This is a genomic window from Devosia sp. Root436 (assembly GCF_001426345.1).
Classification (GTDB): domain Bacteria; phylum Pseudomonadota; class Alphaproteobacteria; order Rhizobiales; family Devosiaceae; genus Devosia.
Genome location: NZ_LMEM01000012.1, coordinates 243,196 through 267,980 on the forward strand (window position 1 = coordinate 243,196; position 24,785 = coordinate 267,980).

The 24,785-nt window shown below is 64.6% G+C and carries 28 protein-coding genes and 2 tRNA genes; 17 read left to right on the plus strand and 13 right to left on the minus strand.

Annotated features, from left to right (window positions below; translation table 11 throughout):
• Positions 1–120: 120 nt before the first annotated feature.
• The 3 genes from ASD04_RS14145 (at position 121) to ASD04_RS14155 (ending at position 3,024) form a co-directional block, all read left to right on the plus strand.
• Positions 121–1,074 carry an acetyl-CoA carboxylase carboxyltransferase subunit alpha gene (locus ASD04_RS14145; protein ID WP_056258150.1) on the plus strand — a complete coding sequence of 318 codons (954 nt, stop codon included), beginning with the start codon at positions 121–123 and terminating at the stop codon, positions 1,072–1,074.
• 192 nt (positions 1,075–1,266) lie between these two features.
• The gene (locus ASD04_RS20035) at positions 1,267–2,292 is read left to right on the plus strand and encodes a murein L,D-transpeptidase family protein (protein WP_200940270.1); all 1,026 of its coding nucleotides are present in this window, start codon (positions 1,267–1,269) and stop codon (positions 2,290–2,292) included.
• Positions 2,293–2,403: 111 nt separating this feature from the next.
• Positions 2,404–3,024, plus strand: a complete 621-nt coding sequence (locus ASD04_RS14155) for a hypothetical protein (RefSeq protein WP_056258153.1) — start codon at positions 2,404–2,406, stop codon at positions 3,022–3,024.
• Between the two features lie 174 nt (positions 3,025–3,198).
• Here ASD04_RS14155 and secA read toward each other — a convergent pair whose 3' ends face one another.
• Positions 3,199–5,943, minus strand: a complete 2,745-nt coding sequence (gene secA / locus ASD04_RS14160; protein WP_056258159.1) for a preprotein translocase subunit SecA — start codon at positions 5,941–5,943, stop codon at positions 3,199–3,201.
• 393 nt (positions 5,944–6,336) lie between these two features.
• Here secA and ASD04_RS14165 point away from each other — a divergent pair, with 393 nt between their 5' ends.
• Positions 6,337–7,272 (plus strand): peptidylprolyl isomerase, encoded by a 936-nt coding sequence (locus ASD04_RS14165; RefSeq protein ID WP_244488327.1) that lies wholly within the window; start codon positions 6,337–6,339, stop codon positions 7,270–7,272.
• A 117-nt stretch (positions 7,273–7,389) separates the two neighbouring features.
• Here the strand turns inward: ASD04_RS14165 and ASD04_RS14170 are convergent, their stop codons facing one another.
• Positions 7,390–8,022, minus strand: coding sequence for a TetR/AcrR family transcriptional regulator C-terminal ligand-binding domain-containing protein (locus ASD04_RS14170; protein ID WP_056258161.1), 633 nt, complete (start codon positions 8,020–8,022; stop codon positions 7,390–7,392).
• A 100-nt stretch (positions 8,023–8,122) separates the two neighbouring features.
• Between ASD04_RS14170 and ASD04_RS14175 the strand changes: the two genes are divergently transcribed.
• The 5 genes from ASD04_RS14175 (at position 8,123) to ASD04_RS14195 (ending at position 11,203) form a co-directional block, all read left to right on the plus strand.
• Positions 8,123–8,356 (plus strand): hypothetical protein, encoded by a 234-nt coding sequence (locus ASD04_RS14175; protein WP_056258164.1) that lies wholly within the window; start codon positions 8,123–8,125, stop codon positions 8,354–8,356.
• A gap of 246 nt (positions 8,357–8,602) precedes the next feature.
• The gene (argJ, locus tag ASD04_RS14180; RefSeq protein WP_056258166.1) at positions 8,603–9,838 is read left to right on the plus strand and encodes a bifunctional glutamate N-acetyltransferase/amino-acid acetyltransferase ArgJ; all 1,236 of its coding nucleotides are present in this window, start codon (positions 8,603–8,605) and stop codon (positions 9,836–9,838) included.
• 1 nt (position 9,839) lies between these two features.
• Positions 9,840–10,586: a GNAT family N-acetyltransferase gene (locus ASD04_RS14185; protein ID WP_056258169.1), complete on the plus strand. Its 747-nt coding sequence runs from the start codon at positions 9,840–9,842 to the stop codon at positions 10,584–10,586.
• Positions 10,583–10,990, plus strand: a complete 408-nt coding sequence (locus ASD04_RS14190) for a (deoxy)nucleoside triphosphate pyrophosphohydrolase (protein WP_056258172.1) — start codon at positions 10,583–10,585, stop codon at positions 10,988–10,990. The genes ASD04_RS14185 and ASD04_RS14190 overlap by 4 nt, the downstream gene beginning before the upstream one ends.
• 12 nt (positions 10,991–11,002) lie before the next feature.
• On the plus strand, positions 11,003–11,203 hold the full coding sequence (locus tag ASD04_RS14195; RefSeq protein WP_056258175.1) for a Flp family type IVb pilin: 201 nt from the start codon (positions 11,003–11,005) through the stop codon (positions 11,201–11,203).
• Between the two features lie 3 nt (positions 11,204–11,206).
• Here the strand turns inward: ASD04_RS14195 and ASD04_RS14200 are convergent, their stop codons facing one another.
• From ASD04_RS14200 to ASD04_RS14210, 3 genes are all read right to left on the minus strand, one after another.
• A complete protein-coding gene (locus ASD04_RS14200; RefSeq protein WP_056258177.1) occupies positions 11,207–12,646 on the minus strand; it encodes a M48 family metalloprotease in 1,440 nt (479 codons plus the stop codon).
• A gap of 44 nt (positions 12,647–12,690) precedes the next feature.
• Positions 12,691–13,500 (minus strand): thermonuclease family protein, encoded by an 810-nt coding sequence (locus tag ASD04_RS14205; RefSeq protein WP_156461258.1) that lies wholly within the window; start codon positions 13,498–13,500, stop codon positions 12,691–12,693.
• An 85-nt stretch (positions 13,501–13,585) separates the two neighbouring features.
• Positions 13,586–14,521 (minus strand): DMT family transporter, encoded by a 936-nt coding sequence (locus ASD04_RS14210; protein WP_200940271.1) that lies wholly within the window; start codon positions 14,519–14,521, stop codon positions 13,586–13,588.
• A 168-nt stretch (positions 14,522–14,689) separates the two neighbouring features.
• On the opposite strand from ASD04_RS14210, the gene ASD04_RS14215 reads away from it, so the two are divergent.
• From ASD04_RS14215 to ASD04_RS14230, 4 genes are all read left to right on the plus strand, one after another.
• Positions 14,690–14,766, plus strand: a tRNA-Arg gene (locus ASD04_RS14215).
• A gap of 150 nt (positions 14,767–14,916) precedes the next feature.
• Positions 14,917–15,129, plus strand: a complete 213-nt coding sequence (locus ASD04_RS14220; protein WP_082531253.1) for a type II toxin-antitoxin system HicA family toxin — start codon at positions 14,917–14,919, stop codon at positions 15,127–15,129.
• A gap of 63 nt (positions 15,130–15,192) precedes the next feature.
• Positions 15,193–15,606, plus strand: a complete 414-nt coding sequence (locus ASD04_RS14225; RefSeq protein WP_056258186.1) for a type II toxin-antitoxin system HicB family antitoxin — start codon at positions 15,193–15,195, stop codon at positions 15,604–15,606.
• 258 nt (positions 15,607–15,864) lie between these two features.
• Positions 15,865–16,170, plus strand: coding sequence for a hypothetical protein (locus ASD04_RS14230; RefSeq protein ID WP_056258189.1), 306 nt, complete (start codon positions 15,865–15,867; stop codon positions 16,168–16,170).
• Positions 16,171–16,230: 60 nt separating this feature from the next.
• Here ASD04_RS14230 and ASD04_RS14235 read toward each other — a convergent pair whose 3' ends face one another.
• Both ASD04_RS14235 and ASD04_RS14240 read right to left on the minus strand, forming a co-directional pair.
• Positions 16,231–16,872: a ThuA domain-containing protein gene (locus tag ASD04_RS14235; RefSeq protein WP_056258191.1), complete on the minus strand. Its 642-nt coding sequence runs from the start codon at positions 16,870–16,872 to the stop codon at positions 16,231–16,233.
• A 58-nt stretch (positions 16,873–16,930) separates the two neighbouring features.
• On the minus strand, positions 16,931–18,139 hold the full coding sequence (locus ASD04_RS14240; RefSeq protein WP_056258194.1) for an ROK family transcriptional regulator: 1,209 nt from the start codon (positions 18,137–18,139) through the stop codon (positions 16,931–16,933).
• 212 nt (positions 18,140–18,351) lie between these two features.
• Here ASD04_RS14240 and ASD04_RS14245 point away from each other — a divergent pair, with 212 nt between their 5' ends.
• From ASD04_RS14245 to ASD04_RS14255, 3 genes are read left to right on the plus strand one after another with little or no spacing between them, the layout of a single operon-like run.
• Positions 18,352–18,840, plus strand: a complete 489-nt coding sequence (locus ASD04_RS14245) for a CAP domain-containing protein (RefSeq protein WP_156461259.1) — start codon at positions 18,352–18,354, stop codon at positions 18,838–18,840.
• On the plus strand, positions 18,830–19,057 hold the full coding sequence (locus ASD04_RS14250; protein WP_244488328.1) for a sulfurtransferase TusA family protein: 228 nt from the start codon (positions 18,830–18,832) through the stop codon (positions 19,055–19,057). The genes ASD04_RS14245 and ASD04_RS14250 overlap by 11 nt, the downstream gene beginning before the upstream one ends.
• 54 nt (positions 19,058–19,111) lie before the next feature.
• On the plus strand, positions 19,112–20,083 hold the full coding sequence (locus ASD04_RS14255) for a hypothetical protein (RefSeq protein ID WP_056258205.1): 972 nt from the start codon (positions 19,112–19,114) through the stop codon (positions 20,081–20,083).
• Between the two features lie 4 nt (positions 20,084–20,087).
• Here the strand turns inward: ASD04_RS14255 and ASD04_RS14260 are convergent, their stop codons facing one another.
• The 4 genes from ASD04_RS14260 to ASD04_RS14275 form a co-directional block, all read right to left on the minus strand.
• Positions 20,088–20,468, minus strand: coding sequence for a hypothetical protein (locus tag ASD04_RS14260; protein ID WP_056258209.1), 381 nt, complete (start codon positions 20,466–20,468; stop codon positions 20,088–20,090).
• 34 nt (positions 20,469–20,502) lie between these two features.
• A tRNA-Leu gene (locus ASD04_RS14265) sits at positions 20,503–20,586 on the minus strand.
• 52 nt (positions 20,587–20,638) lie between these two features.
• Positions 20,639–20,947 carry an AzlD domain-containing protein gene (locus tag ASD04_RS14270; protein ID WP_056258212.1) on the minus strand — a complete coding sequence of 103 codons (309 nt, stop codon included), beginning with the start codon at positions 20,945–20,947 and terminating at the stop codon, positions 20,639–20,641.
• A complete protein-coding gene (locus ASD04_RS14275) occupies positions 20,931–21,656 on the minus strand; it encodes an AzlC family ABC transporter permease (RefSeq protein WP_056258215.1) in 726 nt (241 codons plus the stop codon). Before ASD04_RS14275 ends, ASD04_RS14270 begins: the two co-directional genes overlap by 17 nt.
• Positions 21,657–22,153: 497 nt before the next feature.
• Between ASD04_RS14275 and ASD04_RS14280 the strand changes: the two genes are divergently transcribed.
• Entirely contained in the window at positions 22,154–23,512 is a 1,359-nt protein-coding gene (locus ASD04_RS14280) for an MATE family efflux transporter (protein WP_056258218.1), read from the plus strand.
• Positions 23,513–23,521: 9 nt separating this feature from the next.
• Here the strand turns inward: ASD04_RS14280 and aac(3) are convergent, their stop codons facing one another.
• Positions 23,522–24,298, minus strand: a complete 777-nt coding sequence (gene aac(3) / locus ASD04_RS14285) for an aminoglycoside 3-N-acetyltransferase (RefSeq protein ID WP_056258222.1) — start codon at positions 24,296–24,298, stop codon at positions 23,522–23,524.
• A gap of 3 nt (positions 24,299–24,301) precedes the next feature.
• The gene (locus ASD04_RS14290; RefSeq protein ID WP_056258224.1) at positions 24,302–24,718 is read right to left on the minus strand and encodes a helix-turn-helix domain-containing protein; all 417 of its coding nucleotides are present in this window, start codon (positions 24,716–24,718) and stop codon (positions 24,302–24,304) included.
• Between the last annotated feature and the right edge of the window lie 67 nt (positions 24,719–24,785).

The window sequence follows — 24,785 nt, forward strand, 5'->3', positions numbered from 1 at the left end:
CCTCGCAACCCAGAAGCCTTGACTTGCCATTGCGCCACCGCCACTTTCCGGCCACTTTAGGGCGCAAGAGCAGCGGCCCATAATACAGGGTCCACGGACAGACCCCGAACGGGCAGGTTGATGCAGTCTTATCTCGATTTCGAAAAGCCGGTTGCCGATCTTGAGGGCAAGATCGCCGAGCTCAAGGCCATGGCCGCTACCGACCAGGCCGTGAGCATCGACGAGGAGGTCAACCGGCTGTCGAGCCGCGCCGACGAGGCGCTGGTCGAAATCTACAAGAAGCTCACGCCCTGGCAGAAGACGCAGGTGGCGCGCCACCCGCAGCGCCCGCATTTTTCCGACTATGTCGGCAAGCTCATCACCGAATGGACGCCGCTGGCCGGGGACCGGAAATATCGCGAGGACGCGGCCTTGCAGGCCGGCTTCGGCCGCTTCAACGGCCAGTCCGTTGCCATACTGGGCCAGGAAAAGGGCAGTTCCACCGAAACCCGCCTCAAGCATAATTTCGGCATGGCCAGCCCCGAGGGCTATCGCAAGGCCGTTCGCATCATGGACATGGCCGACCGCTTCAACATTCCGCTGATCTCTTTCGTCGACACGGCCGGCGCCTATCCCGGCATCGGCGCCGAGGAGCGCGGCCAGGCCGAGGCCATTGCCCGCTCGACCGAGAAATGCCTCGAACTGGGCGTGCCCAATATCGCCATCGTCATCGGCGAAGGTGGCTCGGGCGGCGCCATCGCCATCGCCGTGGCCAACCGTGTGCTGATGCTGGAAAACGCCATCTATTCGGTGATTTCGCCCGAAGCGGGCGCCTCGATCCTGTTCCGCGACGCCGCCAAGGCGCAGGACATGGCGACGGCCCAGAAGATCACCGCGCAGGATCTGCTCGGCTTCGGCGTCATCGACGGCATCATCCCCGAGCCGGCCGGCGGCGCCCATCGCCACCACGAGGCGATCATGGATTCGACCCGCGGGGCCATTGCCAAGTTCCTCGCCGATTTCGAGGGCAGGGGACGGCTGGAAACGCGCGAACACCGGCGCGAGAAGTTCCTGGCGATCGGCAGCGCGCTTTAGCGACGACCAGATCACTGCGTTCAGGTCCGAGGGTAATCATCCACACGCTTGCGTGATATTGCCCCGCTTCCCGCCGATTTCGCGCCGTGCTAACGCTTCGTTCACCAGCAAAACTCATGCTGCGGTAACCACCGGCCCCTATGGGTCGCAGCTTCCTTTCGTCCATTCGGGCCGCCGACCTTGACCGCCATTATGTTTCGCAAAATTTCCGCGGCGCTGATCCTGCTCTGGGTCGCCTTCGGGCTCGTCGCCTGTGGCGGCTTCCTGCCCAAGAGCAACGACAACCGGCACAACCAGCCGCTGTCGAGCATGACCCAGGCCGGTCTGCGCAATATGGGCTCGTCCCCTGGCCAGGCCATGGTCATCCGCATCTTCAAGGAGGAAAAGACCCTCGAAGTGTGGAAGCGCACCAATGCCGGCGCCTTCAAGCTGTTCAAGACCTACGAGATCTGCGCCTTTTCCGGCGATCTCGGCCCCAAGATCAAGGAAGGCGACCGCCAGAGCCCGGAGGGCTTCTATACGATCACGCCCGGCCTGATGAATCCGCGCTCCAACTATTACCTGGCCTTCAATACCGGCTTTCCCAACAAGTTCGACCGCGTCTGGGGCCGCACCGGCAGCGACCTGATGGTGCATGGCGATTGCTCGTCGCGCGGCTGCTACGCCATGACCGACGAGGGCATTGCCGAGATTTACGCGCTGGCCCGCGAGACCTTCAAGGGCGGCAACCAGAGCTTCCAGCTGCAAATCTTCCCGTTCAGGATGACTGCCGCCAAGCTGGCCCAGCAGGCCTCCAGCCAGCATCTGAGCTTCTGGAAGGACATCAAGGAAGGCTACGACCTGTTCGAGCTGACCAAGACGCCGCCGACCTGGGACGTCTGCGAACGCCAGTATATCTTCAACGCCGCCGGTGGCGGCGCGCTCAACCCGATGGGCCCCTGCCCCGCCGTGACCCAGAATGCGGCGCTGACCCGGCAGCAGCAGGCCGACGACATCGCCTTTGCCGCCGCGGTGGAAAGCGAAGCGCAAAAGGCGGCGCGGCTGGCGGCGGAAGCCGAGCGGCAGGCCGCCGGGGAAGCCGCCGCCAAGGCGCGGGGCGAGGCCATAGGCGGCTTCTTCAGCGGCATCGGCAACATGTTCGGCGGCAAGGATGCCGATGTCGTGCCGGTGATCTCGGGCAAGCCGGCCCCCAGGCCGATGCCCCGCCTGCCGCGGTAGGATCAATCCCGGTCATTGGCAGGGCGATGCAATTGCCATTGCCCTGCACCATATCTGGGCCGCAATCTGCGCGGATCTGGACGCGGCAAAGCCAGCAATGGAGACGTCGTTTTGGAAGAGCCAGCATCGGTCGATGTTCAGGGCGAGAAGCGGGACGACCTGCCCCCTGCCCGCCGGCGCCTGCCGCTTGCCACCATGCTGAGCGCCGTGGTCGGGCTGGTGGGCATCGCCGCGCTGGGCGCCAGCGCCTTTGTCTATAGCCAAACCCAGCGCGACATCGTGCGGCTCTCCACCGATATCGCGCAATTGCGCGTCAGCCTGGAACTGTTCGGCCGCCAGCAGGGCACCCCATCGGGCACCGACAGCGCCAGCCTTTCCGACCTCGCCAATCGCCTCTCTATCCTGGAAGAAAGCTGGCGCGCTGCCCCGGCGCCTGCCGCAAGCCTGCCGTCGCTGCCGGCTGTGGCCGCCCCCGCCGACGCAGCGGGCGGCGACTGCCTGCCGACAGGAACGCGCTTCATGGTGGCTGCGGGCGACCGCTACCCGGTCTGCGGCACCGGCGCGGTAGTCGAGATCGGCGGGGTGGACGATGGCTTCATCACGCTGGCGGACGGCACCGTGATCGCCCAGGGCGGCAACATCGCCTTGCCCAACAGCGCCTGCATGATCGGCGTAGTGCCCGGCGAGGGCGGCAGCATCAGCGGCTTCGCGGAAATCAAGGTGACGTGCTGAGCATGGTGGCACGCCCTCGTGGTTCGAGGCTCGCGAAGAGCTCGCACCTCACCATGAGGGCTACTCCTGATGCGGTGTTCCAGTAGACCTCATGGTGAGGTGCGCTTCTTCAGCGCCTCGAACCACGAGGGCGTGCCACCAACAAAAAGGCCCGGATCGCTCCGGGCCTTTTTTCTAGAACGCACCGTGGCAGTGCTTGAACTTCTTGCCTGAACCGCAGGGGCATAGGGCGTTGCGGGAGACGCCGACCAGGAGCTTGGGATCGATCGGCTTGAGCGAGGGATCGTTGCCGGTGGCACCCAGCGAATCGGCGATGGTGTCGCCGCTATCGGCATCGTTCTCGCCGGTCAGCGGATCGATATGGGTCTCGCGGATGCGGGTGAGGTCGGGCGTCGGCGGGGCCACGGGGCGCGGCTGCAGCTCGACATGGCTGAGCTGGGTCGTCACCAGTTCGCGGAGGTTCGCCAGGAGACCCTGGAACAGCTCATAGGCTTCCTGCTTGTACTCGGTCAGCGGATCGCGCTGGGCGATGCCGCGCCAGCCCACTACCTTGGAGAGGTGGTCGAGCGTCACCAGATGCTCGCGCCACAGCCCGTCGATCGACTGCAGCAGGATGGACTTTTCCACCTGGCGCATGATGGCGGGATTGGGCGAGCCGGCGGCGGCCATATTGGCGACGGTACGCTCTTCCTTGGCGGCGGCCTGGGCATCGGCGGCGGCGATCAGCCGCTCGGTGACGATCTCGGCATCGATGCCTTCCTCGGCCGCCCATTCGGCCACCGGCACGTCGATATTGAGATAGGTCCGCGCAGCGGCGGCCAGCTGCTCGGTATTCCACTGCTCGGGATAGGAGCGCGGCGGGATGGCCTTGCTGACGATATTGTCGACCACGTCATGGCGCATGTCGATGACGGTCTCGCTGACATCCTCGGCATCCATCATTTCGATGCGCTGCTCGAAGATCACCTTGCGCTGATCGTTCATCACGTCGTCGTATTTGAGGATGTTCTTGCGGATATCGAAATTGCGCGCCTCGACCTTGCCCTGCGCCCGCTCGATGGCCTTGGTGACCCAGGGATGGGTGATGGACTCGCCCTGTTCCAGCCCCAGCTTGCCCAGCATGGAATCCATACTGTCCACCGGGAAGATGCGCATCAGGTCATCCTGGAGGCTGAGGAAGAAGGCTGAGTGGCCCGGATCGCCCTGGCGGCCGGAACGGCCACGCAGCTGGTTGTCGATGCGGCGGGATTCGTGGCGCTCGGTGCCGATGACCATGAGGCCGCCAGCCGCCAGCGCCTTGGCCTTGTCGGCGGCGATGGTCTGCTTGATCTCGGCGATCTTGGCCTCGCGCGCTTCCCCTTCGAGACCTTCGGTCTCGCGCTGGATGCGCATTTCGAGATTGCCGCCGAGCTGGATGTCGGTGCCGCGGCCCGCCATGTTGGTGGCGATGGTGATGGCGCCCGGCAGCCCGGCATCGGCGACGATGAAGGCTTCCTGCTCGTGGTGGCGGGCATTGAGCACATTCATGCTGCCGACATTCTTCTTGCGCAGCAGCTCGGCCAGCATTTCCGACTTTTCGATCGAGGTCGTGCCGACCAACACGGGCTGGCCGCGCTCCTGGCAATCCTTGATCAGGTCGGCAATGGCGTCGAACTTCTCGGCGGCGGTGCGATAGATGGCGTCTTCATCATCGACGCGCGCCACCGGCACGTTGGTCGGCACGGTGACCACGTCGAGCTTGTAGATGTCGGCGAATTCCTCGGCCTCGGTCGCCGCCGTGCCGGTCATGCCGGCCAGCTTCTTGTAGAGGCGGAAATAATTCTGGAAGGTGATCGACGCCAGCGTCTGGTTTTCCGGCTGGATCTTGACGTGTTCCTTGGCTTCCAGCGCCTGGTGCAGGCCTTCCGAATAGCGGCGGCCCGGCATCATGCGGCCGGAAAACTCGTCGATGATGACCACTTCGTCATTGCGGACGATATAGTCCTTGTCCTTGCGGAACAGCTTGTGCGCCCGCAGGGCCGAATTGGCGTGATGCACCAGCGCAACGTTTTCCACGTCATAGAGCGAGCCGGTCTTGAGCAGGCCGTCTTCGGTCAGTTTGGCTTCGAGCTTTTCGATGCCCTGGTCGGTGAAGGTGGCGGCGCGCTGCTTTTCGTCGAGATCGAAGTCGCCCTCCCCGATCATCGGCATCAGCGCGTCGATAGTGGTGTAGAGGCTGGAGCGGTCATCGGACGGGCCGGAGATGATCAGCGGCGTGCGCGCCTCGTCGATGAGGATGGAATCCACTTCGTCGACAATGGCGAAGGCATGGCCGCGCTGCACCATCTGGGCGCGCGTATATTTCATGTTGTCGCGCAGATAGTCGAAGCCGAATTCGTTATTGGTGCCGTAGGTGATGTCGGCGGCATAGGCCGCCTTGCGCTCGGCATCGGTGAGGCCATGCACGATGATGCCATAGCTCAGCCCAAGAAAATTGTAGATCTGGCCCATCCAGGCGGCGTCGCGGCGGGCCAGGTAGTCGTTGACGGTAACGACATGCACGCCCTTGCCGGTCAGGGCATTGAGATAGACGGCAAGGGTCGCCACCAGCGTCTTGCCTTCACCGGTCCGCATCTCGGCGATGGAGCGGTCGTTGAGCACCATGCCGCCGATGAGCTGCACGTCGAAATGGCGCATGCCGAGCACGCGCCTGGACGCCTCGCGTACCGTGGCAAAGGCCGGCACGATCAAATCGTCGAGATCGGCACCCTTTTCGAGTTGTGCCTTGAAATCGGCGGTGCGGGCGCGCAGCTCATCGTCGCTGAGCTTTTCCATCTGGGCTTCGAGCGCGTTGATGGCGCTGACCTTGCCCTGGAACCGCTTGACGTGGCGGTCGGACGGAGACCCGAATATCCGCCGGGCGAGCGAGGCAAGTGCCATATGTCAGGTCCTTTTATGACTCATCGGCGTGCGGCGGGGGAGGGGCGGAATTGGACCGGGCGGCCACGTCGACGCGATGAGAAAGCCTTTCCGGCTTTTGAATTTCTGTCATCCCGCCATACGGCGGAAAAAGCGGGGCAGATGTAAGAGCGGGCCCCTCTATTGTCAACGCCGCCGAAATGGGCGACACCTGCCTGCCCCCGCCGGAAACCCCGGCAGAAACGGGATTTTCGGCGATTGGTTGCTCACAAGGCGCGGCGCGGCACATTTTGGCCCGGTTGACGTGTGACGGCAGGCCGGAAACAGCGTTCCGGGCCGACCGGGGCGTGCTATTGCCGACCACAACGAGCCAGACGCGAGCATTTGGAAGCGCCGGCCAAGGAGATCTATCCGATGAATTTTTCCCTTTCGCGCCTCGCCCGCACCGCGAGCGTCCTTGCGCTCATGCTGGCCGCCGGCGCCCTGGCCCCGGCCTTGGCGCAGGATGCGGCGCCCGCGGCTGAGGCGCCTGCCGCCGCCGCTGCGCCAGTTTCGCCCGATACGGTGGTGGCCACCGTCGGCGGCGAGGCGATCACCGAGGCCGACCTGAGCTTTGCCGCCGAGGACCTGACCCAGGAACTGCAGCAGATGCCTCCCGAACAGCGAAAGCCGTTCCTCGTGCGCGTGCTGATCGACATGAAGGTGATGGCCCAGGCCGGGCGCGACGCCGGCATGGCCGAGACGCCCCTGTTCCAGCAGCGCCTCAAATATCTCGAAGAGCGCTCCCTGCGCCGCGCCTTCTTCGCCGAGACCATCGCCAATGCGGTGACCGAGGAGGCCGTGCGCGCAGACTATGACAAGTTCGTCGCCGACTTCGTGCCCGCCGATGAAATCCGCGCCAGCCATATCCTGGTGGCATCGGAGGAAGAGGCCAATGCGATCAAGGCCGAGCTCGATGGCGGTGCCGATTTCGCCGCTATCGCCAAGGAAAAGTCGATCGATCCCGGCGCGGCCAATGGCGGCGACCTGGGCTTTTTCGGCAAGGGCATGATGGTTGCGCCGTTTGAAACCGCCGCCTTCGCGCTGACCGATATCGGCCAGATTTCGGCGCCGGTGCAGTCCCAGTTCGGCTGGCACATCATCAAGCTGGAAGAAAAGCGCCAGTCGACCCCGCCGGCCTTCGAGCAGGTCGCCAGCCAGCTGCAGCAGCAATTGCTGATGACCACCTTCGACGACACGGTGGCCAAGCTGATGGATGGCGTGCAGATCGACATCCCCGACGCCGACCTCAAGGCCGCGGTGGATGCGCAGACCGAGACGGAAGTGGGCGCAGAACCGGCAGCGCAGTAGGGCCCGAGCGGTTCACCCTCTTCTTCACCTCTCCCTTTGGGGGAGAGGTCGACCCTCTTGGTCGGGTGAGGGGGCCTTTACTTGACGCGGTGAGGAGGAAGGCCCCCTCACCCGGCGCTACGCGCCGACCTCTCCCCCAGAGGGAGAGGCCAGAAGCCCCCGCACCATCTGCCTGGCCACCTGCCGCAACTGGACCGGGTCGCGCTCGATGCGGCCGGTCAGCAGGCGCTGCCAGATGAAGCCGGCCAGCATGTCGGCGCATAGTCCGACATCGATATCCTCGGCCAGTTCCCCTCTGACGATGCCACGCTGGAAAATCGCGCCGCTCTGGATGCGCCGTTCGGCGGAATAGTCGGCCAGCGAAGCCGCAGCGGTTTCGTCGCGCTGCGCTTCGGCAATGACGAAGCGGAACACCTGGCCCGCGCCGGTATCGCCCCAATGGGCGAAAACGCCGGTGAGGAAGGCGAAAATATCGCCCTCGACGCTGCCGGTATCGGTATGCACCGAAGCCGGCTTGTGCCGGTGATAGACATCGAGCAGCAGGGCCGTCTTGCCCGGCCACCACTTGTATATGGTCGGCTTGCCGGCGCGGGCGCGCTTGGCCACCGCCTCGATGGAAAAGCCGGCTATCCCCTCCTCGGCCACGATGGCTTCGGCAGCCTCCAGGATTGCCTGTTCGGTTTCCGGATTGCGGCGCGCGCCGATGGACCGGCGGCGATCGTCGATGTCGTCAGGGGCAAGCTCGCTCATGGAGCTCAATATGGGTCAAAAAGATTCCGAAGCAAAGGACTTGAACGAAACGTGCCGTTCCGTTACATAACGAAACGTATCGTTTCAATAGGAGCAGCAAATGCAACCCTCCCTCGCCTCCAAGCTGCGCATGGCGCTGGTGATGACCCTGGCGGTCTATCCCATCGTGACGCTCTATCTCTATGTCCTGATGCCCCTGACCATGGGCTGGGAAATGTGGCAGCGCAGCCTTGTGCTGGTGCCTGTCATGGCAAGCACCATCGTCCTGCTGGTCGTGCCGTTCATCGGCAGGCATTTCGGCGCTTTTATCGCCGGGAAGAAGGCGATGGCTTGATGAATGGGGCTACCCCTCTCCCCTTGAGGGAGAGGGTGGATTGCTGCGTTCAGCAGAAATCCGGGTGAGGGGTGCTGCGCTCGCCCATGCTTCAGTGCTCATGGATAGATCGATACCCCTCATCCGCCCTTCGGGCACCTTCTCCCTCAAGGGGAGAAGGGGACTCCGTGGCCAGCCAATCGGCACCGTCTTGCGAATGCTGCATGTTTCGGGCACACCCTTGCGACTTCGCTTGAGGACTTTGCCATGGCTGCTCACCCGGTTTCCCCGCTCGCTCCCAAATCCTATCCCGACCTGCCCGCCATATCGGGGGTGCGCTTTGCCACCGCCGAGGCCGGCATCAAGTACAAGGGGCGAACCGATGTGCTGCTGATGGCCTTTGACGAGGGCACGACGGCGGCGGGTGTGCTGACCAAATCCAAATGCTCGTCGGCCGCGGTGGACTGGTGCAAGGCCAACCTGCCGGGCGGGGTAGCACGCGGGCTGGTGGTCAATTCGGGCAATGCCAATGCCTTTACCGGCGCCAAGGGCAAGCAGAGTGTTGCCCTGACCGCCGACTATGCGGCCAAGGCCTTGGGCTGCAAACCTTCGGAAATATTCCTCGCCTCGACCGGCGTCATCGGCGAGCCGCTCGACGCGGGCAAATTTGCCGGCGTGCTGGACGCCATGGCCGGCAAGATGGGCGATGCGCCATGGATGGACCCGGCCAAAGCCATCATGACGACAGACACTTTCCCCAAGCTCAGTGGCGCCGTGCTCGACATCGACGGGGTGGAAGTCAGGATCAACGGCATCGCCAAGGGCTCGGGCATGATCGCGCCCGACATGGCCACCATGCTGAGCTTCGTGGTGACCGACATGCCGATATCGGCGCCGGTGCTGCAGGCTTTGCTGGCGCGCCATGTGCAGACCAGTTTCAACGCCATTACCGTGGATAGCGACACATCCACATCGGACACGCTGCTGGCCTTCGCCACCGGCAAGGCCGGGGTGGAGCCCATCCAGAGCATTGACGATCCGCGCGCCGAAACCTTCGGCGAAGCGTTGCGCGACGTGCTGTTCGACCTGGCCATCCAGGTGGTGCGTGACGGCGAAGGCGCCACCAAGCAGGTGTCCATCCATGTCGAGGGCGCCACCTCCGACGCCTCGGCCTTCCGCATTGCCAAGTCGATCGCCGATAGTCCACTGGTCAAGACCGCCATTGCCGGTGAGGACGCCAATTGGGGCCGCGTGGTGATGGCCGTGGGCAAGGCCGGCGAACCCGCCGACCGCGACAGGCTGGCCATCCGCTTCGGCGACCTGCTGGTCGCCAAGGACGGCGAGCGCGCCCCGGTCTATGACGAAGCGGCCACCTCTGCCTATATGAAGGGCGAGGACCTGGAGCTGACGGTGAGCCTGGGGCTCGGGGACGGCCGCGCCACCGTCTATACCTGCGACCTGACGCATGGCTACATCACCATTAATGGCGACTATCGGAGCTGACATGGGTCTTCCCGATACGCTGGCCCTCGAACGTGCGGGCCTCAAGGCCTGGCCGGGAATCGAGGTGGAGTGGGATGGCCAATGGGTGCGCCGTGCCGCTGGCGGCTACACCAAGCGCGCCAATTCCCTGCAATGCTTCGACCCCGATGACGGCGACGATGCCGGCGCCCGGCTGGCGGCAGGCGTCGCCTGGTTCGAGGCGCGCGGTATTCCGCCCGTGGTGCGCACCACCCCGCTGGCCAGCGCCAGCCTCAATGCGGTGCTGGACGCCGAAGGCTGGGCGACCATCGACCGCAGCTATCTCTATGCCATGCCTCTGGCCGCGCATGAGCCCGATACGGAAGGGCGGGTCACCGCCCTGCTCGACCCGCAATTCCTCGCCGCCCAACAGGCGCTGCAGGGACACGGCGATGCGCTGATGGCCCGCATGCGGGCCCTGCTCGCGGTCATGGCGGTTCCCGCTTGCGGCATCGTGATCTATCGCGATGGCCTGGCCGTGGCCTCGGGGCTGATGGCGATTGCCGATGGCATCGTCATGACAGGCAATGTCATCGCCGACCGGACGCGCCGCCGCCAGGGGCTGGGCGCCGCCATGATGCGGACCGGGCTGGCCTGGGCCAGGACAAATGGCGCCACCATCGCCGCCCTCAACGTGCAGGCGGACAACCTGGCCGGCCAGGCGCTCTATGCCAGCCTCGGCTACCGGCACCTCTACGACTACACCTATCGCGTCCGGAGGCAGGCATGAGCGGGTTCAAGCTGCTGCTCGTCGTCGCCTGCGCCCTGATCGATGCCGACCGGCGCGTGCTAATCGCCCAGCGCCCCCAAGGTAAGTCACTGGCGGGACTTTGGGAATTTCCCGGCGGCAAGGTGGAGGCAGGCGAAAGCCCCGAGGCGGCACTGATCCGCGAGCTCGAGGAAGAACTCGGTATTTCCACCAAGACGGCGTGCCTGGCTCCGGTATCCTTCGCAAGTCACTCTTACGATAATTTTCACCTGTTGATGCCACTTTACGCCTGCCGGAAGTGGCAGGGTGAACCCCAGGCGCGGGAACATTCAGCCCTCAAATGGGTCCGCCCGCAGAAGCTGCGCGACTATCCCATGCCTCCGGCCGACGAACCACTGGTCGCCGCTTTATGCGACCTGCTCTAGCGGGGCAAAAACATGTTGGCTGAGACGATCAGAAGATTCGTCGATGACGAGGTTGGCGCCACCGCCATCGAATACGGCCTCATCGCCGCATTGATTGCCGTTGCCGCCATCGGCAGCTTCGCCGCCTTCGGCAATTCCCTGGTGAACCTGATGGGTATCGGCACCGGCAGCGCCGCCGAAGTCTTCGCCAGCCAGAGCGCCAAGCTCGACTGACCGCTACTGCAGCACCACGACCTTGTATTTCTCGCCCGCGACCACCGGATCGCCGGGATAGAGGTCGTTGATGATATAGAACAGCTCACTGCCGCGATTGAGCCCGGCCATCTGGCGGGCCAGCGAATCGGCGCTGTCGCCGGATTTTGCCGTCACCACCCGCACCGCCACCTTGCGCACCTGGTCGAGATCGGCCGCCTCGGTGCGGCGGAAGCTCTTGAGCGTCGCCTCGGCGCCGGCAGCGAAGCGGGCGCTGTCGGCCTTGGCGGCGAAGATGAAGCGATAGACCTGGCCATCGAGCCGCATCACCGAGACGCGGAAGAACCACTGATCGGTCTGGGCCAGGCCCGAAGCCATCTCGATGCCATTGTAGCTCTGCGTAGTGACGCTGTCGGCCTTGAGCCCGGCAATCCAGCCCGAGCGCAGGTAATCGGCCAGCGGCACATTGGCCTGCACATCGGCACTGTCGAAGCGCACGGCCTCGCCATCGCCGGCCACACCCACCACCGCGCTCTGCGAATTCTGCAGCGTATAGCCCTCGGGCACGGTGAAGGCGAATTTGGAGGCGGTATGGATGAAGCGGCGCCCGACAATAGAGCCCTGCGCCGGGCTGTCGCCAAAGGTCAGCCCGGCAATCGAGGCCAGGTAGCCATCCCGGTCGGTCTCGCCCAACTGGGACTGGCCGAACATGGTCGTGGCCGTATCGAGCGCCTTCTGGATGCGGGCGGGGGTCGAGGGATGGGAGGACAGGAACCCTTCCCCGCCATTGTCGCCAGCCGAGAAGCTGGCAAAGCGGCTCATGACGCCCAGGAACCGCGCCGCCGCCTGCGGATCATAGCCCGCCTTGCCGGCGAACTTGATGCCTTCCTTGTCCGCTTCCAGTTCCTGGTTCTGGCTGAACGCGGCCATGGATTCGCGGGTGCGGTTGGCGGTGGCATCTGTCGAGGTATCGCCGCCGAAAACGCTGGTGATGACGCGATCGACGATCTCGGATGTGCGGGTGCGATCGGTGCGGGCACGGGCATGGCGCAGGGTCACATGGGCGATTTCATGCGCCAGCACCGCGGCCAGCTCGCTGGTATCGCTGGCCAGTGCCAGGATGCCGCGCGTCACGTAGATATAGCCGCCCGGCAGCGCGAAGGCATTGACCTCGGAGCTGTCGAGGATGGTGACCTGGAACTGCGCATTGGGCTGGTTGGCGGCAGCCAGCAGGCGCCCGACGATGCGCGCCACCATGATCTCGGCAGGGCGGTCGGAATAGACCCCGCCATAGGCGGCGATGATGCGCGGATGCTCGCGGCGACCGATAACCACGTCTTCGGGATCGGTGCCTTCGGGCACTACCGTTGGGGCCGGATTGTCACCCGTCTTGCTGACGGCGATATTGGGCCCCAAACTGGTGCAGGCGCCCAGCGCCAGCAGCGACACGGCCACCAGGCCCATGCGCAATGCAGGTCGCAATCCCCCCCAGATATGCCCCAATCCCGTCATCGTGTCGCCAGAACCTCGATCTGCTCGGGATGGGTTACCTCGATGCGCGGACCATCCCGGTCGTCCACCCATCCACGGATGCGCACCAGCGCATTTTCGAACGCCAGCGGATCGATGCCGGTTTTGGCAAACAGCCGCAGAGCCGGCGCTTCGATCACGGCGGTAAAGTCTTCCTTCCAGAACCGGCCAAAATTGAGATAGACCCGCCCGCCGGTTTTCTCGGCGAGCAGAATTCTGCCTTCGACAAGTTCATATTGGCCTGCCCGCGCGAGGATATCGCCGGGCCGGTCCGCCGCACGAGTGCTGTAATAGGGATCGGCCCAGATGCCAAGCCTGCCCAGCCTTGCGCGACCCTCTGCCGCGAACAACAGATCGAGACAGGCGCGGTTATCGGGAAAGGAATAGACCCGCGCCAGCCCCAGCCCGACCATCGCCTGCTGCGCCCAGACTTCGCCTTCGGGCCCATCGACAAAGACATGGGCCAAGACCCGCCCATAGCGATCCACCCTCTCCCCGCCAAAGCCCAGCCGCACCGGCTTGCCGAGCGCAATGGCTTCCAGGGCCGCCTTGGCCTCGGGGGCCAGCGGCCAGGCAACGAAATCGGGGCGGTCGAGCGGCAGCTTGGGCGCCTGCGTGCCGATCATCCGCACCACCCGGCCATCGTCCAGGATCACCGTATCGCCATCGGTAACCGCGGTGACCATGCCGCCCTTTTCCATGCGCAACTGTTCGCAGGCCAGAGCCGCGACCGACACGGAAGAAAGGGCCGCAAGCGCAGCAAGACGGACGAGACTGGCTTTGAACAATGGGCGCCCCGGAAACAGACGATTCACCTTGCACGCAATTGCGGCAAAAAATCATGAAGGCTCGCGAAGGCGTGATCGGACAAGGCTATCGCCGGGCAAAGCGCGACCGCAAGGCCGCCACGACGCCGGCCAGCCCGATCACCACCATGCCGGCCATGCCGACCCCATCCGGCAGCTGGCCGAAGACCACCCAGCCCAGCGCGCCGGCCCAGAGCAGATGCAGGTAGCTCATCGGCGCCAGCAGCGACGCCTCGGCATAGCGGTTGGCGGCGGTAAAGCAGAAATGCCCGATGGCGGCCGTCAGCCCGAGGCTGAGGAACAGCGCCATCTCGAACAGGCTCGGCACGGCGCCGAACCAGTACCACGGCATGGCCAGCCCGAAGCAGATCGCTCCGGCCAGCGCCGAATAGAACAGCAGAGCCAGCGTCCGCTCGCTGCGCGCCAGCACGCGCGACAGCATGTAATACGTCACGGTTGCCCCGACATTGCACAAGGCGAAGATCACGCCCGCCGGATCGAGCCCGGCCCCCGGCCGCGCGATCAGCACCACGCCGGCAAAGCCGCCCAGGGCCGCCAGCCAGCCGAGCAGGCCGATCCGCTCGCCCAGCACGGGCCGCGCCAGCAGCACCACCAGGATCGGCGAGAGGTAGATGATGGACGTGGTCTCGGCGATCGGCATGAGCTGCAGGGCAAGGCTGGCGAACAGCGACCCGATCACCAGGCAGATCGAGCGCACGGCAACAAGGCCGCGCCGCCTGACCACGACCAGCTCACGCCCCCGGCTCGGCCCGAGCACCGCCAGCATCAGCAGCGCATGCACGATATAGCGAATGGCGGCGACCAGGGGCACATCATAGGTGGCGATGAGATATTTGTTGGTGGCGTCATTGGAGGCGAACATCAGCGTGGCGACAACGATCAGCAGGATGCCGAGCAGCGGCCGATTTTCGGTCAGGCTGGTCGACGGCCGCGCCGCGGCATCCATTTCCGCGCTGGCATCAGCAACGGCCTCATCGCTCATCATGATCTCCGGGAAGGTTCGTCCTGCCGCCAGGCCAAAGGCTCAGGCGACTCACCGGCTGATCAACCGGCGGGCACAGCATGAGTCGGCGCGCGCCATTCATCAATAGGGCCTTGCACTGCAAACGGGGTTTCGCTGCCCCGGCGCATTTGCTATCCACGACCCCGTGGTCTCGTAGCTCAGCAGGATAGAGCACCGGATTCCTAATCCGGGGGTCATGGGTTCGAATCCCGTCGAGATCACCAGAATTCAGGTTTGGCAAAGTCTACGCCGCTCCTCCCACCCTCACAGATTCTCCAGCGGCGCGCCCAACGTGTTTCGCAGAAAGCGAGAGCGGAATTTTGCGCAAGATAATGCGCAATTTCTTGACTTCCTCCGAAGTTTTGCGCAAATATATGCGCATAGCAACCAACAGGGAGGTAAAATCGAAACACGAGGACCGAGCGAAGAAGATTATCGCGCGTTTGGAGCGTGAGGGATGGACGAATGTGGGGGGTGCCAACCACGACAAGTTCACCAAGGCGGGGAACAAGCCAATAATTGTCCCAAGGCACATATCAGTTTCGCCCGGTGTGGCGAGGTCGATAGCGAAGGCGGCGGGCTGGTGAAAGACCAGCCCCTCACCACCAGGATTGATTGATTGGCCGAATGTGGCCGCTAAGGGGAAATGAATGTCTAGATACGTTGCCATTGTCGACGGCGCACCAGGTGCCTACGGGGTGAGTTTCCCCGATGCGCCAGGCTGCACCGCGATGGGCGATACCGTGGACGAGGCGATTAAGGCCGCCGGCGCCGCGCTTGCCGAATGGAGCGCGGACGTTTTGGCTGACAGTGGCGCGCTTTTGCAGCCACGCACTATTGAGGAACTTCGGCACGATGAGGATGTCTTGGCAATATTTGCTGAGGGTCCGGCTTTGTTCGCAGTAGTGCCCCTCGTCATCAACTCCGGTAAGCCCGCCCGCGCAAACATATCCCTCGACACCGGCCTGCTTCAGGCCATCGACGATGCCGCCGATAGATTGGGATTGACCCGGTCCGCCTTTCTTGCGACAGCAGCTAGAGAGAAAATCGAAGAGACCTACTAAGCACCATCACCGCCGAGGCATCGCCGCGCCTCGGCGGCACTTTTTGATACAAGACGGAAACGGGCTATCCCGCACCTTGTCTCAAACGCCCACCCCCATCCGAACCGCGATACAGCAATCGGCCGGCCGCCGACCGACCATGGCGCCGAACGGAAAAATGCATGGGAGTTCTTCCACTGTTCGGGGGCGTTCCACTCGGCGATCATCGTTCCGGCGCTCGCACCACCTGCGAGCAACGAACCCGATCGGAGCGTCAAGATGGGGTACAAGAAGATCAATGCCATCGACCTGTTGGCACACTTTGAACACCGGCCACGTGACTACAGCAGGATTGCCGACCACCTCCATGCCGCCTCGAACCTGAGCGGCCTCACGCATCTGGCCGGCATTGCCCGGCGCGTCCGCCAGGACTGCCGGACGGACGAGTCGCTCCTGGCGATGATCAAGCTGAACCTGATGAACCTGCCCAACCCGCTCGAACTGGCGATTTTCGGCGATAGCGGGCTGCTGCACGAGCAACGCGCCCTCTTGCCGCGCACCGAAACGAAGTCGCGCACCTCATAGCCTTGAGCGGGCGGGCGCTGGTCTGCAACGCGGCATGAGCCGCGAGCAGGCCGGACGGCCCTACCGCGCGGCCCAGTTGATCCCGCGGCGCAGGATCGTTGCCATTTCCGGGACCTGGAATTCCGACGAGACATGCCCCAGCGCCGAGTAGAACACCCGGCCAGCGCCGTGCTTGCGCTTCCACACCACCGGCATGGTGACGCCGTCGATCCAGCTGGCGTGATCGCCGTTGAAGGTGGTGGTGGCCAGCACCTCGTTGGAGGGGTCGACATGCATGTAATATTGCTCGGAACGATAGGCGAAGCCGTTGACCCCGGCCATGACCGGATCGTCCTTGCGGGTAATGTCGACGCGGTAGTCGATGATATTGCCCGGATGGGCCACCCACTGGCCGCCGACCATGAACTGGTAATCCACCGCATCGCGGAAGGCATCGCCCATGCCGCCGTGATGGCCGGCCAGGCCAACGCCGGATTCCACGGCGGCCGTGAGGTTGTTGACCTCTTCCTTCTCGATCTTGCTCATGGTGAAGATCGGGACGATGAGGCTGAGATCGCGGATGGACGGATCGGCGAAGGCTTCGGTCGTGTTCTCGACATAGACCCTGAAGCCGTCTTCCTCGAGCCAGCTCTTGTAGATCATGGCGCATTGCTCGGGCTCGTGGCCGCTCCAGCCGCCCCAGACGATCAGTGCTTCGCGCATCCTATTCTCCTCACGCGATAAACCGGCCGGCGCCGAGCGGCATCCGGCGATGAATAAACTACTGGGCGTGCCGCGCCGGGCCGGTGGTGCCCCAGGGCGAGCCATAGAGTTCGCCCAGGGCCACGGCAGCCGCGCCGCGGGCCCACAATTCGTCGCCGCAATCGTCGATGACGATCTCGGCCAAAGTGGTCAGCGGCGCTGGAATGGCATTGGCGAAGGCCTGGCGCAGCGGCGCCAGCAGATGCTCGCCCAAAGCCAGGGTCGAACCGACGAGGATGACGCGCGGCGGCGCGAACAGCGCCACCAGGTTGGCGATGGCAATGCCCAAAGCGGCCCCGGCTCGTGCCGCCGCATCGCGCAGGCCTTCCTCGCCGGCTTCGAGCAGGCCCTTGACCTGCGTCATGCCCTGCCCCAGCCGCACCGCTTCGCTCAACCGCGGATCGGCCTGCAGCGACGACAGGATCGCGCCTTCGCCGGCCAGGTCGGCCAGCCGCACCGCATTGTCGCCGCCCGCGCCCATGATCATGTCGCCCAGCGTCAGGCTCAGCCCATGCGCACCGCGGAACAACTGCCCGCCATGCATCACGCCCAGCCCCAGCGTTTCTTCGACGGCGACCAGCACGAAATCGTCATGGCTTCGCGCCTGCCCGAACCAGTGCTGCGCCATGGTGATGGCATTGGCGTCGCTCTCGATGATGGTGTCGATGCCCAGCCGCGTGGCGATGGCCTGGTGCAGCGACACATTGAGATCGGCAAGCACGCTCGAGGCCAGCACCTTGCCGGTGCCATGCTCGATGACGCCGGGCAGGCTGAGGGCAATGGTCTTGATCTGGTCGAGCCCCAGCCCCGCATCGCGCACGCAGCGCCGCACCCCGTCTTCCACCAGGTCGGCGATAACGGATGTGGGGATGCGGTCGACACGCACCGGCAGCGTCAGGCTGGCCAGCACGTCGCCCTGGAAATTGGTGGCGACGAAGACGATGCGGTTGGCGGCGAGCTTTGCCCCGACCACCCAGGCTGCCTGGGGGTTGAGCGCCAGCATGACGCGGGGCCGGCCGCGCAAGGTCTGGCTGCGGATATCGCCCTCGTGCCGTACCGTGATCAGCCCGTCATCGAGCAACGAGGCGGTGATGGCCGAAACCGTGGTCGCCGACAGGTCGGTGCGTTCGCCAATCTCGACACGGGCAATCGAGCCGTGCCGACGTATGGTGTCGAGCACATGAAAGCGGTTGATGGCCCGCATCAGTTCGGGATCGGCAGTCTTCATGAAGGGCGCAGGCTCGCTGGCGGGCTCCCGATTTAAATCGGGATGCAAAATAACTGTGTCACTTCTAGTCGCCTGCCATACAAGAAGGCAAGGCAAATCGCTTTGGGCGTTAAGCTCATTGCAGTGCGCATACGCTATCAAGGCGGCAACCATCTTTTGGCCTTGCTGGCCGCCTAACCGGGCCACGACCACTCTTGTTCCAGGATTTTTTCATGACCGTTTTGCACCATTTCAAGCCGGCCATCCTTCCCCTCGCCATCGCCCTGGCCGGCGTCACCCTCGCCGCCTGCAGCATGGGCGGTGGCAGCACCACCGCCATTGCCCTCTCCCCGGGCCTTTCCGCCCGCATGGACCAGCCCGGCGCCAGCCTCGACCGCGCCCAGGCCATAGCGATCATCAATGCCTATCGCGCCACCAACGGCCTGCCGGCCCTGACGCCCGATGCCGCGCTGGACGGCACGGCCCAGGCCCTGGCCAACCAATATGCCCAGACCGGCACGCCGCCCCGCGCGCCGCAGGAGCTGACGGTGATGAAGCTCAGCGCTGGCTACGCCACCTTTGCCGAGACTTTCTCGGGCTGGCGCAACAGTCCGGCCGATGCCGCCGGCCTCAAGGCGACTGCGGGCAAGGCCGGCGTGGCCATGGCCTATAGCCCCACGTCGAGCTATGGCGTCCACTGGGTGCTCGTCCTTGACGACTGACCCCCAAACCATCGATGCGCGCGGGCTCAAATGCCCGCTGCCCGTCCTCAAGATGGAAAAGCGCCTGGCGTCATTGCCGCCTGGCGCGAGCCTTGTCGTTCTGGCGACGGATCCCATGGCCAAGGTGGATATTCCCCTGTTCTGCAAGCAAAACGGGCATGATTGCACGGTCACGACCGAGGACGACGCCATGCGCTTTGTCATTCTCAAGGGGTGACAGGGCAGGCTGCATGAGGTGAAGTGGACCGGCGGCGAGCAGAGGAGGTCCACAATGACACATTTCCCATGCCGGGCTGCGGCGCTGGCCGCCGGCCTGATGTTTTCCGCAGGCGCCATGGCCCAGGACGATCCGGGCTGGCACGGCAATGCATATGACGGCATGACCACACTGTTCTACGGCGTTCCGCAATCGGACCATGTCGAGATCGCCCTGTCCTGTCAGGCGGGGAGCAAAGCGGCCAATTTCGTCTTCGCCTTCGCCCCGATTGAGGCGGTCGACGGCGTCCAGGTGCAGGTGACGCTGGAGGCCGACGATATCTCGCTGCCCATCCAGACCACCGGTACCTTGATGCAGATGGACGACCTGTTCCTGCTGGAAGGCGAGGTCGCGGTCGATGCCAGGCTCATCGACCTGCTCGGTTCCCCAGGCATGCTCAGTGTTTTCGTCGAGGACGGCGCGGCGGAATATCCACTGGAGGGTGCACTGGACGCGGCAGCCGCTCTGATCCAGGCGTGCGGCCAGGATGCCGAAACGGCGGCGATCGAAAGCTGCGACCTCAATGCCTGGATCGAGGCCGAAGGCCCGGCCGCCCAGGTCATCCGCGACGGTCCGTCCGCCAATGCCACGGCCATTGCCGACATGCCGCAGCCCTATGAAGGCTACGACGGCATGGCCTATCCAACGGCCAGCATCACCGGGTCCAGGGACGGCTGGTTCCGCATCAAGGAGGTCGTGACCAACCTCTATGCCGAGGCGGATCCGGTCACGGTCTTTTCCGGCGAGGGCTGGGTACCCGGCAAGGCGCTTGGGCTCTATGTGGAAAGCCCGGCTCTGCTGGACCGGCCAGCCGATGATGCAGCCGTCGCCGTGGACTTCAGCGATGGCGGCGAGAATTTCCTCACCGTGGACCGGCTTTACGACTGCCGCGGCGATTGGGTCGAAATCGGCGGCACCTATGCCGGCAAACGGGTGCGCGGCTGGTCGAGCGATATCTGCGAAAGCCAGATCACCACCTGCTCTTGACCGCTTATGACGACGGCAGCGCCTGCCGCAGTTGGGCCACGAAGTCTTCCGACCGGACCGACATCAGCTTGATGGGGCCGCTTGCATGAGCGATGTCGATGCGCTCCGACGCCATGCGTTTTTCCACGCCGATATCGGCAATCTCGGCGAGCGGGATGGTCCAGCTGGCGGGCGGATTGCGCGACTTGGTCAGCCGCGTCTGGGTGAACTGGAGATTGCCCTCCGCCAGGGTGAGCGTGCCGCTCATCCACACGCCGCCATTGCGCTTGAGCATGAGCGTGGTGGCGGGCAGGACGATCCAGCGCCAGAACGGTATTTTATGGCCTTGCGGCAGCGGCCTGAGCCAGGCGGCGGGGATCGAGGCGACGGTTGCGGTTTCGGTCAAGTCGGCTCTCAGCTTTCGCCAGGGAGTAGGCTATTGGTGCCCCCCGCCGGACTCGAACCGGCACGCCTCGCGGCGGAGGATTTTGAGTCCTCTGCGTCTACCATTCCGCCAGAGGGGCACGGGCAGCGTTCCTAGCCGAGTTGACCGCTTGCCGCAACAGGGAGCGACGATTATCCGGCGATGAGCAGCCGGATGAGGTAGACCATGGCGACCCCGGCCGCCATTGCGGCGAAGAGGTTTCGCGTGAGGATGAAGACGCCGCCCGTTGCCAGGGCGGCAACCGCTTCGGCCGGGCTGCCGGTGATCAAAGCGGGGGCCACCAGCGCGGCCAGCACGGCGCCGGGAATATGGCGCAGCCAGGCGGCGGCAAAACCTTCGCGCGGCAGGCGATCGGCCAGCAGCAAGCCGCTGGCCTTGACGGCGATGGTGACCAGGGCCATGCCCAGAATGGCGATAACGGCTTCAGGCGTGGTGTGCATGCTTGCGAACCTCCACCAGGGCGCCGGCAAGGCTTCCCGCTAGGCCACCGACCAGGATGTGCCAGCTGCCCTCGACGAATTGCGCCGTGACGATGGCGGCCAGCGCCGCGACCAGCCAGGGCACGAGATCGCTCCGCCCCTTCCACATGCCGAGCAGCAGAGCGAGGAAGGTGGCGGTGAAGGCGAAATCGAGCCCCCAGCGCGCCGGATCGTCGATCGCCGAGCCCAGGCCATAGCCGATGAGATTGGTGCTCATCCAGCTGATCCAGGCAAGGACACCTCCACCCATGAGAAAGGCGACACTGCCGCCGCCCCGCGCCATGGCCGCCACGGTCATGGCCCAGTTTTCGTCGGTCACCAGATACATGCTGAGCGCCCCGCGCCACAGGCCCTTTTCGGGATAGAGCGGGCGCAAGGTGGCCGTCAGGAGCAGGTAGCGCAGGTTGACGATGAGCGCGGCGAGGATCAGCGGCCCTATAGGCAGGCTCGATGGCGTGGCGGTCCACAGGTCGAGCGCCACGAATTGCGCCGAGCCGGCAAAGACCAGGCCGCTCATCATCACCACTTCGATGAGGCTGAGGCCCGCCCCGCGCGCCAGGACGCCCCAGACCAGCCCATAGGCCGCCACCGAAATGGCGACCGGCACGCAGGCGCGGGCCCCGGCACAGAACTGCTCGGAAAAGCGATAGGGGGCGGCAAGCGTGGACATGGCTGATGCTTAGCCTGTGACGGCACGCAACGCATCGGGAATTTGCGACCTGGCGATGACAAGTGGTGATGGTGGGTATTCGCGGGGGTGATGATCGTCACCGCGGCGCGCGGGCCTACCCTCTCCCCTTGTGGGAGAGGGTGCAATTTCCTCGTTCGGAGGAAATTGCGGGTGAGGGGGTCTGCGCCATCCCATGCTTCAGTGCTGGCGGATCGCTCAATTCCCCCTCATCCGCCCTCCGGGCACCTTCTCCCACAAGGGGAGAAGGCAAGAACTCAAGCCCAGGCCCGCAGAGAAGCCACATTGACGCACCCCCGCCCCGGGCGTAGTAGAACCGCCCGTGTCATTTCCATGCCTCCCGCGCCCGTCCAGCCTGCGCCCCGCCTTCGGGGTGTGAATCGGTCCCTGCAGCGGCCTGAACTTTGCTCAGATCACCACTGCTTCCGGGCCCGTGACGTGACGCGCGATTATTTGTCGAGGTTCTCAGGAGTGTTCAAATGAACCCCCAGTCCAGGCCGCTCTGGCAGCGATTTGCCGTGTTTCTCGTGCCGCTCATGGCATCCAATATCCTGCAGGCGCTCTCCGGCACGATCAATTCCATCTATATCGGGCAGATGATCGGCGTCGAGGCACTGGCGGCCACCGCTACCTTCTTCCCCATCATGTTCTTCCTGATGAGCTTCATCATCGGGCTCTCGGCCGGCTCGACCATCCTGATCGGCCAGGCCTGGGGGGCCCGCAATGTCGACAAGGTCAAGCAGGTGGCGGGCACCACGCTGGCCGCAACCCTGGTGCTGGGCCTGATCGTCGCCATCTTCGGCGGGCTGCTGACCGAACAGATCATGACCGTGCTCGGCGCGCCCGAAAATATCCGCGCCCTCTCGGTGGGCTATGCCCGCATCGTGCTGATCGGCATGCCCGGCTTCTTCGTATTCCTGGTGGTCACGTCGGTCTTGCGCGGCGTGGGCGATACGATCACGCCGCTCTTCTCGCTGATCCTGTCGATGGTTGTCTCCATGCTGGTGACGCCGGCCCTGATCCAGGGCTGGTTTGGCCTGCCGCAGTTGGGCGTCAATGCCGCCGCCTGGGCCTTCATCGCCGGCTTCATCACGGTGCTGATCTTCCTGTTCGTCTATATGCGCGCCCGCAACATGCCACTGGCGCCCGACGCAGTATTGCTCGGCGCCATGATGCGGCCCGATTTCAAGCTGCTCGGGCTGATCCTCAAGCTCGGCGTGCCGGCGGGCCTGCAGATGGTGATTTCCTCCATCGCCGGCATCGTCGTGATCGGGCTGGTCAACCGCTTCGGCTCGGACGCCACGGCGGCCTATGGCGCCTTGGGGCAGGTAATGAGCTATGTGCAGTTTCCAGCCATGTCGATCGGCATCGCCGCCTCGATCTTCGCGGCGCAGGCCATCGGCGCCCGTCAATTGCACCAGCTCGGGCCCATCACCCGCACGGCACTGCTGCTGAACCTTGTGATTACCGGTGGGCTGATCGTGCTGGCCTATCTGTTCAGCCAGCACCTGGTGGCTTTGTTCATCACCGATCCGGAAGTGATCGAGCTGACCGAGACGCTGCTGCATGTGGTGCTGTGGAGCATCCTCTGCTTCGGCTGGAGCGTGGTATTTTCGGGCATGATGCGCGCCAGCGGCACGGTCTATGCGCCGATGATCCTGTCGCTGGCCTGCATCCTCTGCATCGAGCTGCCGGGCGCCATCCTGCTGAGCCAGACCAGCCTGGGGCTGACAGGCATCTGGATCGCCTATGCCACCAGCTTCACCATGATGCTGGTGCTGCAGGCGAGCTGGTACCAGTTCGTCTGGAAGAAGAAGCAGATCGTGGCGCTGGTTTAGACTGCACTATTAGCGCTTGAAGCGCCGCTCCAGCCAATCCACCGCGAAAGCGACGATGGCCGGGGCGGCGACCAGGACCGAGGGGGCGTGGCCGATGAGGCCGCGCCGGCCCTGGCCGGTGGCGAGGAAATCTTCCACCACCTCTTCGAAATAGTCGTCCGCCAGCCCCTCGACGACGGGATCCGACGTGTCGAATTCCTCCAAGCTCCGCCACACCGTATGCCCATCGACGAGGATGGGGCTCTGGTAGCGGCGCAGCCGCTTGCCGGGGATGTCGGCCAGGTGCTCGGCATGGTGCAGCAGCGTCATCGTATCGAGCGGCGCGCCCACCAGCAGCGTCTTGCCCTCAGCGGCCACTAATTTGCCCAGCGGTGATTGCGGGCCATAGCCATAATCCATCGCATGGTCGGCGGTAAACCAATCCGCCTTGCCACCCAGGGCGGCGAAGGACGCGCCGGGATTGCCGCTGCGGCGGGCGCCGGGCGTGGTGCGCAACAATTCGGGGAAGGCGCCATTGTCGCGCGTAGCGCGGGAACGCGTCGGATCGAAAGGCGGGACATGCGGCCGCAAAGCCGGATCGGCCAGGTCGCGGTCGTCATAGTTCCAGTCGCAATAGCCCAGGATCGTCCCATCTGGTCCCACCGTATCGCGTAGCGCATCGATCAGCGTATCCGGCCCGCCCAGCATCGGGCCGACCGAGCGCAGGCCGGCATGCACCAGCACCGCGTCGCCGGGTACGAGGCCGAGCGCCGCCAGATGTTCGGCCAGTGCCGCGCGGGTCCACATGGCTCAGCCGCGTGCGTAGGCGACCTTGCGCGGCTCGGCGGCGGCCACGGCGTTTTCGCGCGCATCATAGACGGCGCGGGCATCGATGATGGCGGCATGATGCTCGGCCGACCAGTCCCACAGCTTGCTGATGGGACCGTCGAGCGTCTTGCCCATTTCGGTGAGGCCATATTCGACGCGCGGCGGTACTTCGGGATAGATGGTGCGGGTCACCAGCCCATCGCGCTCCAGATTGCGCAGCGTCAGGGTCAGCATGCGCTGGGAAACGCCGTTGATCATGCGCTTGAGCTCGTTGAAGCGCAAAGTGCCGTTGCGGCCGAGCATGCCCACCACCATCACGCTCCACTTGTCGCCGATGCGATTGAGGACATCGGACATCGCCGTGCAATTGGCGGGCTTGGATGTGTCATGCAGTGACATTGCTGTTCCTTCTCGTGCGTAACTCAGGCACAAATATAAACACAGTTCTCTATTGTGCCTAGGGTAC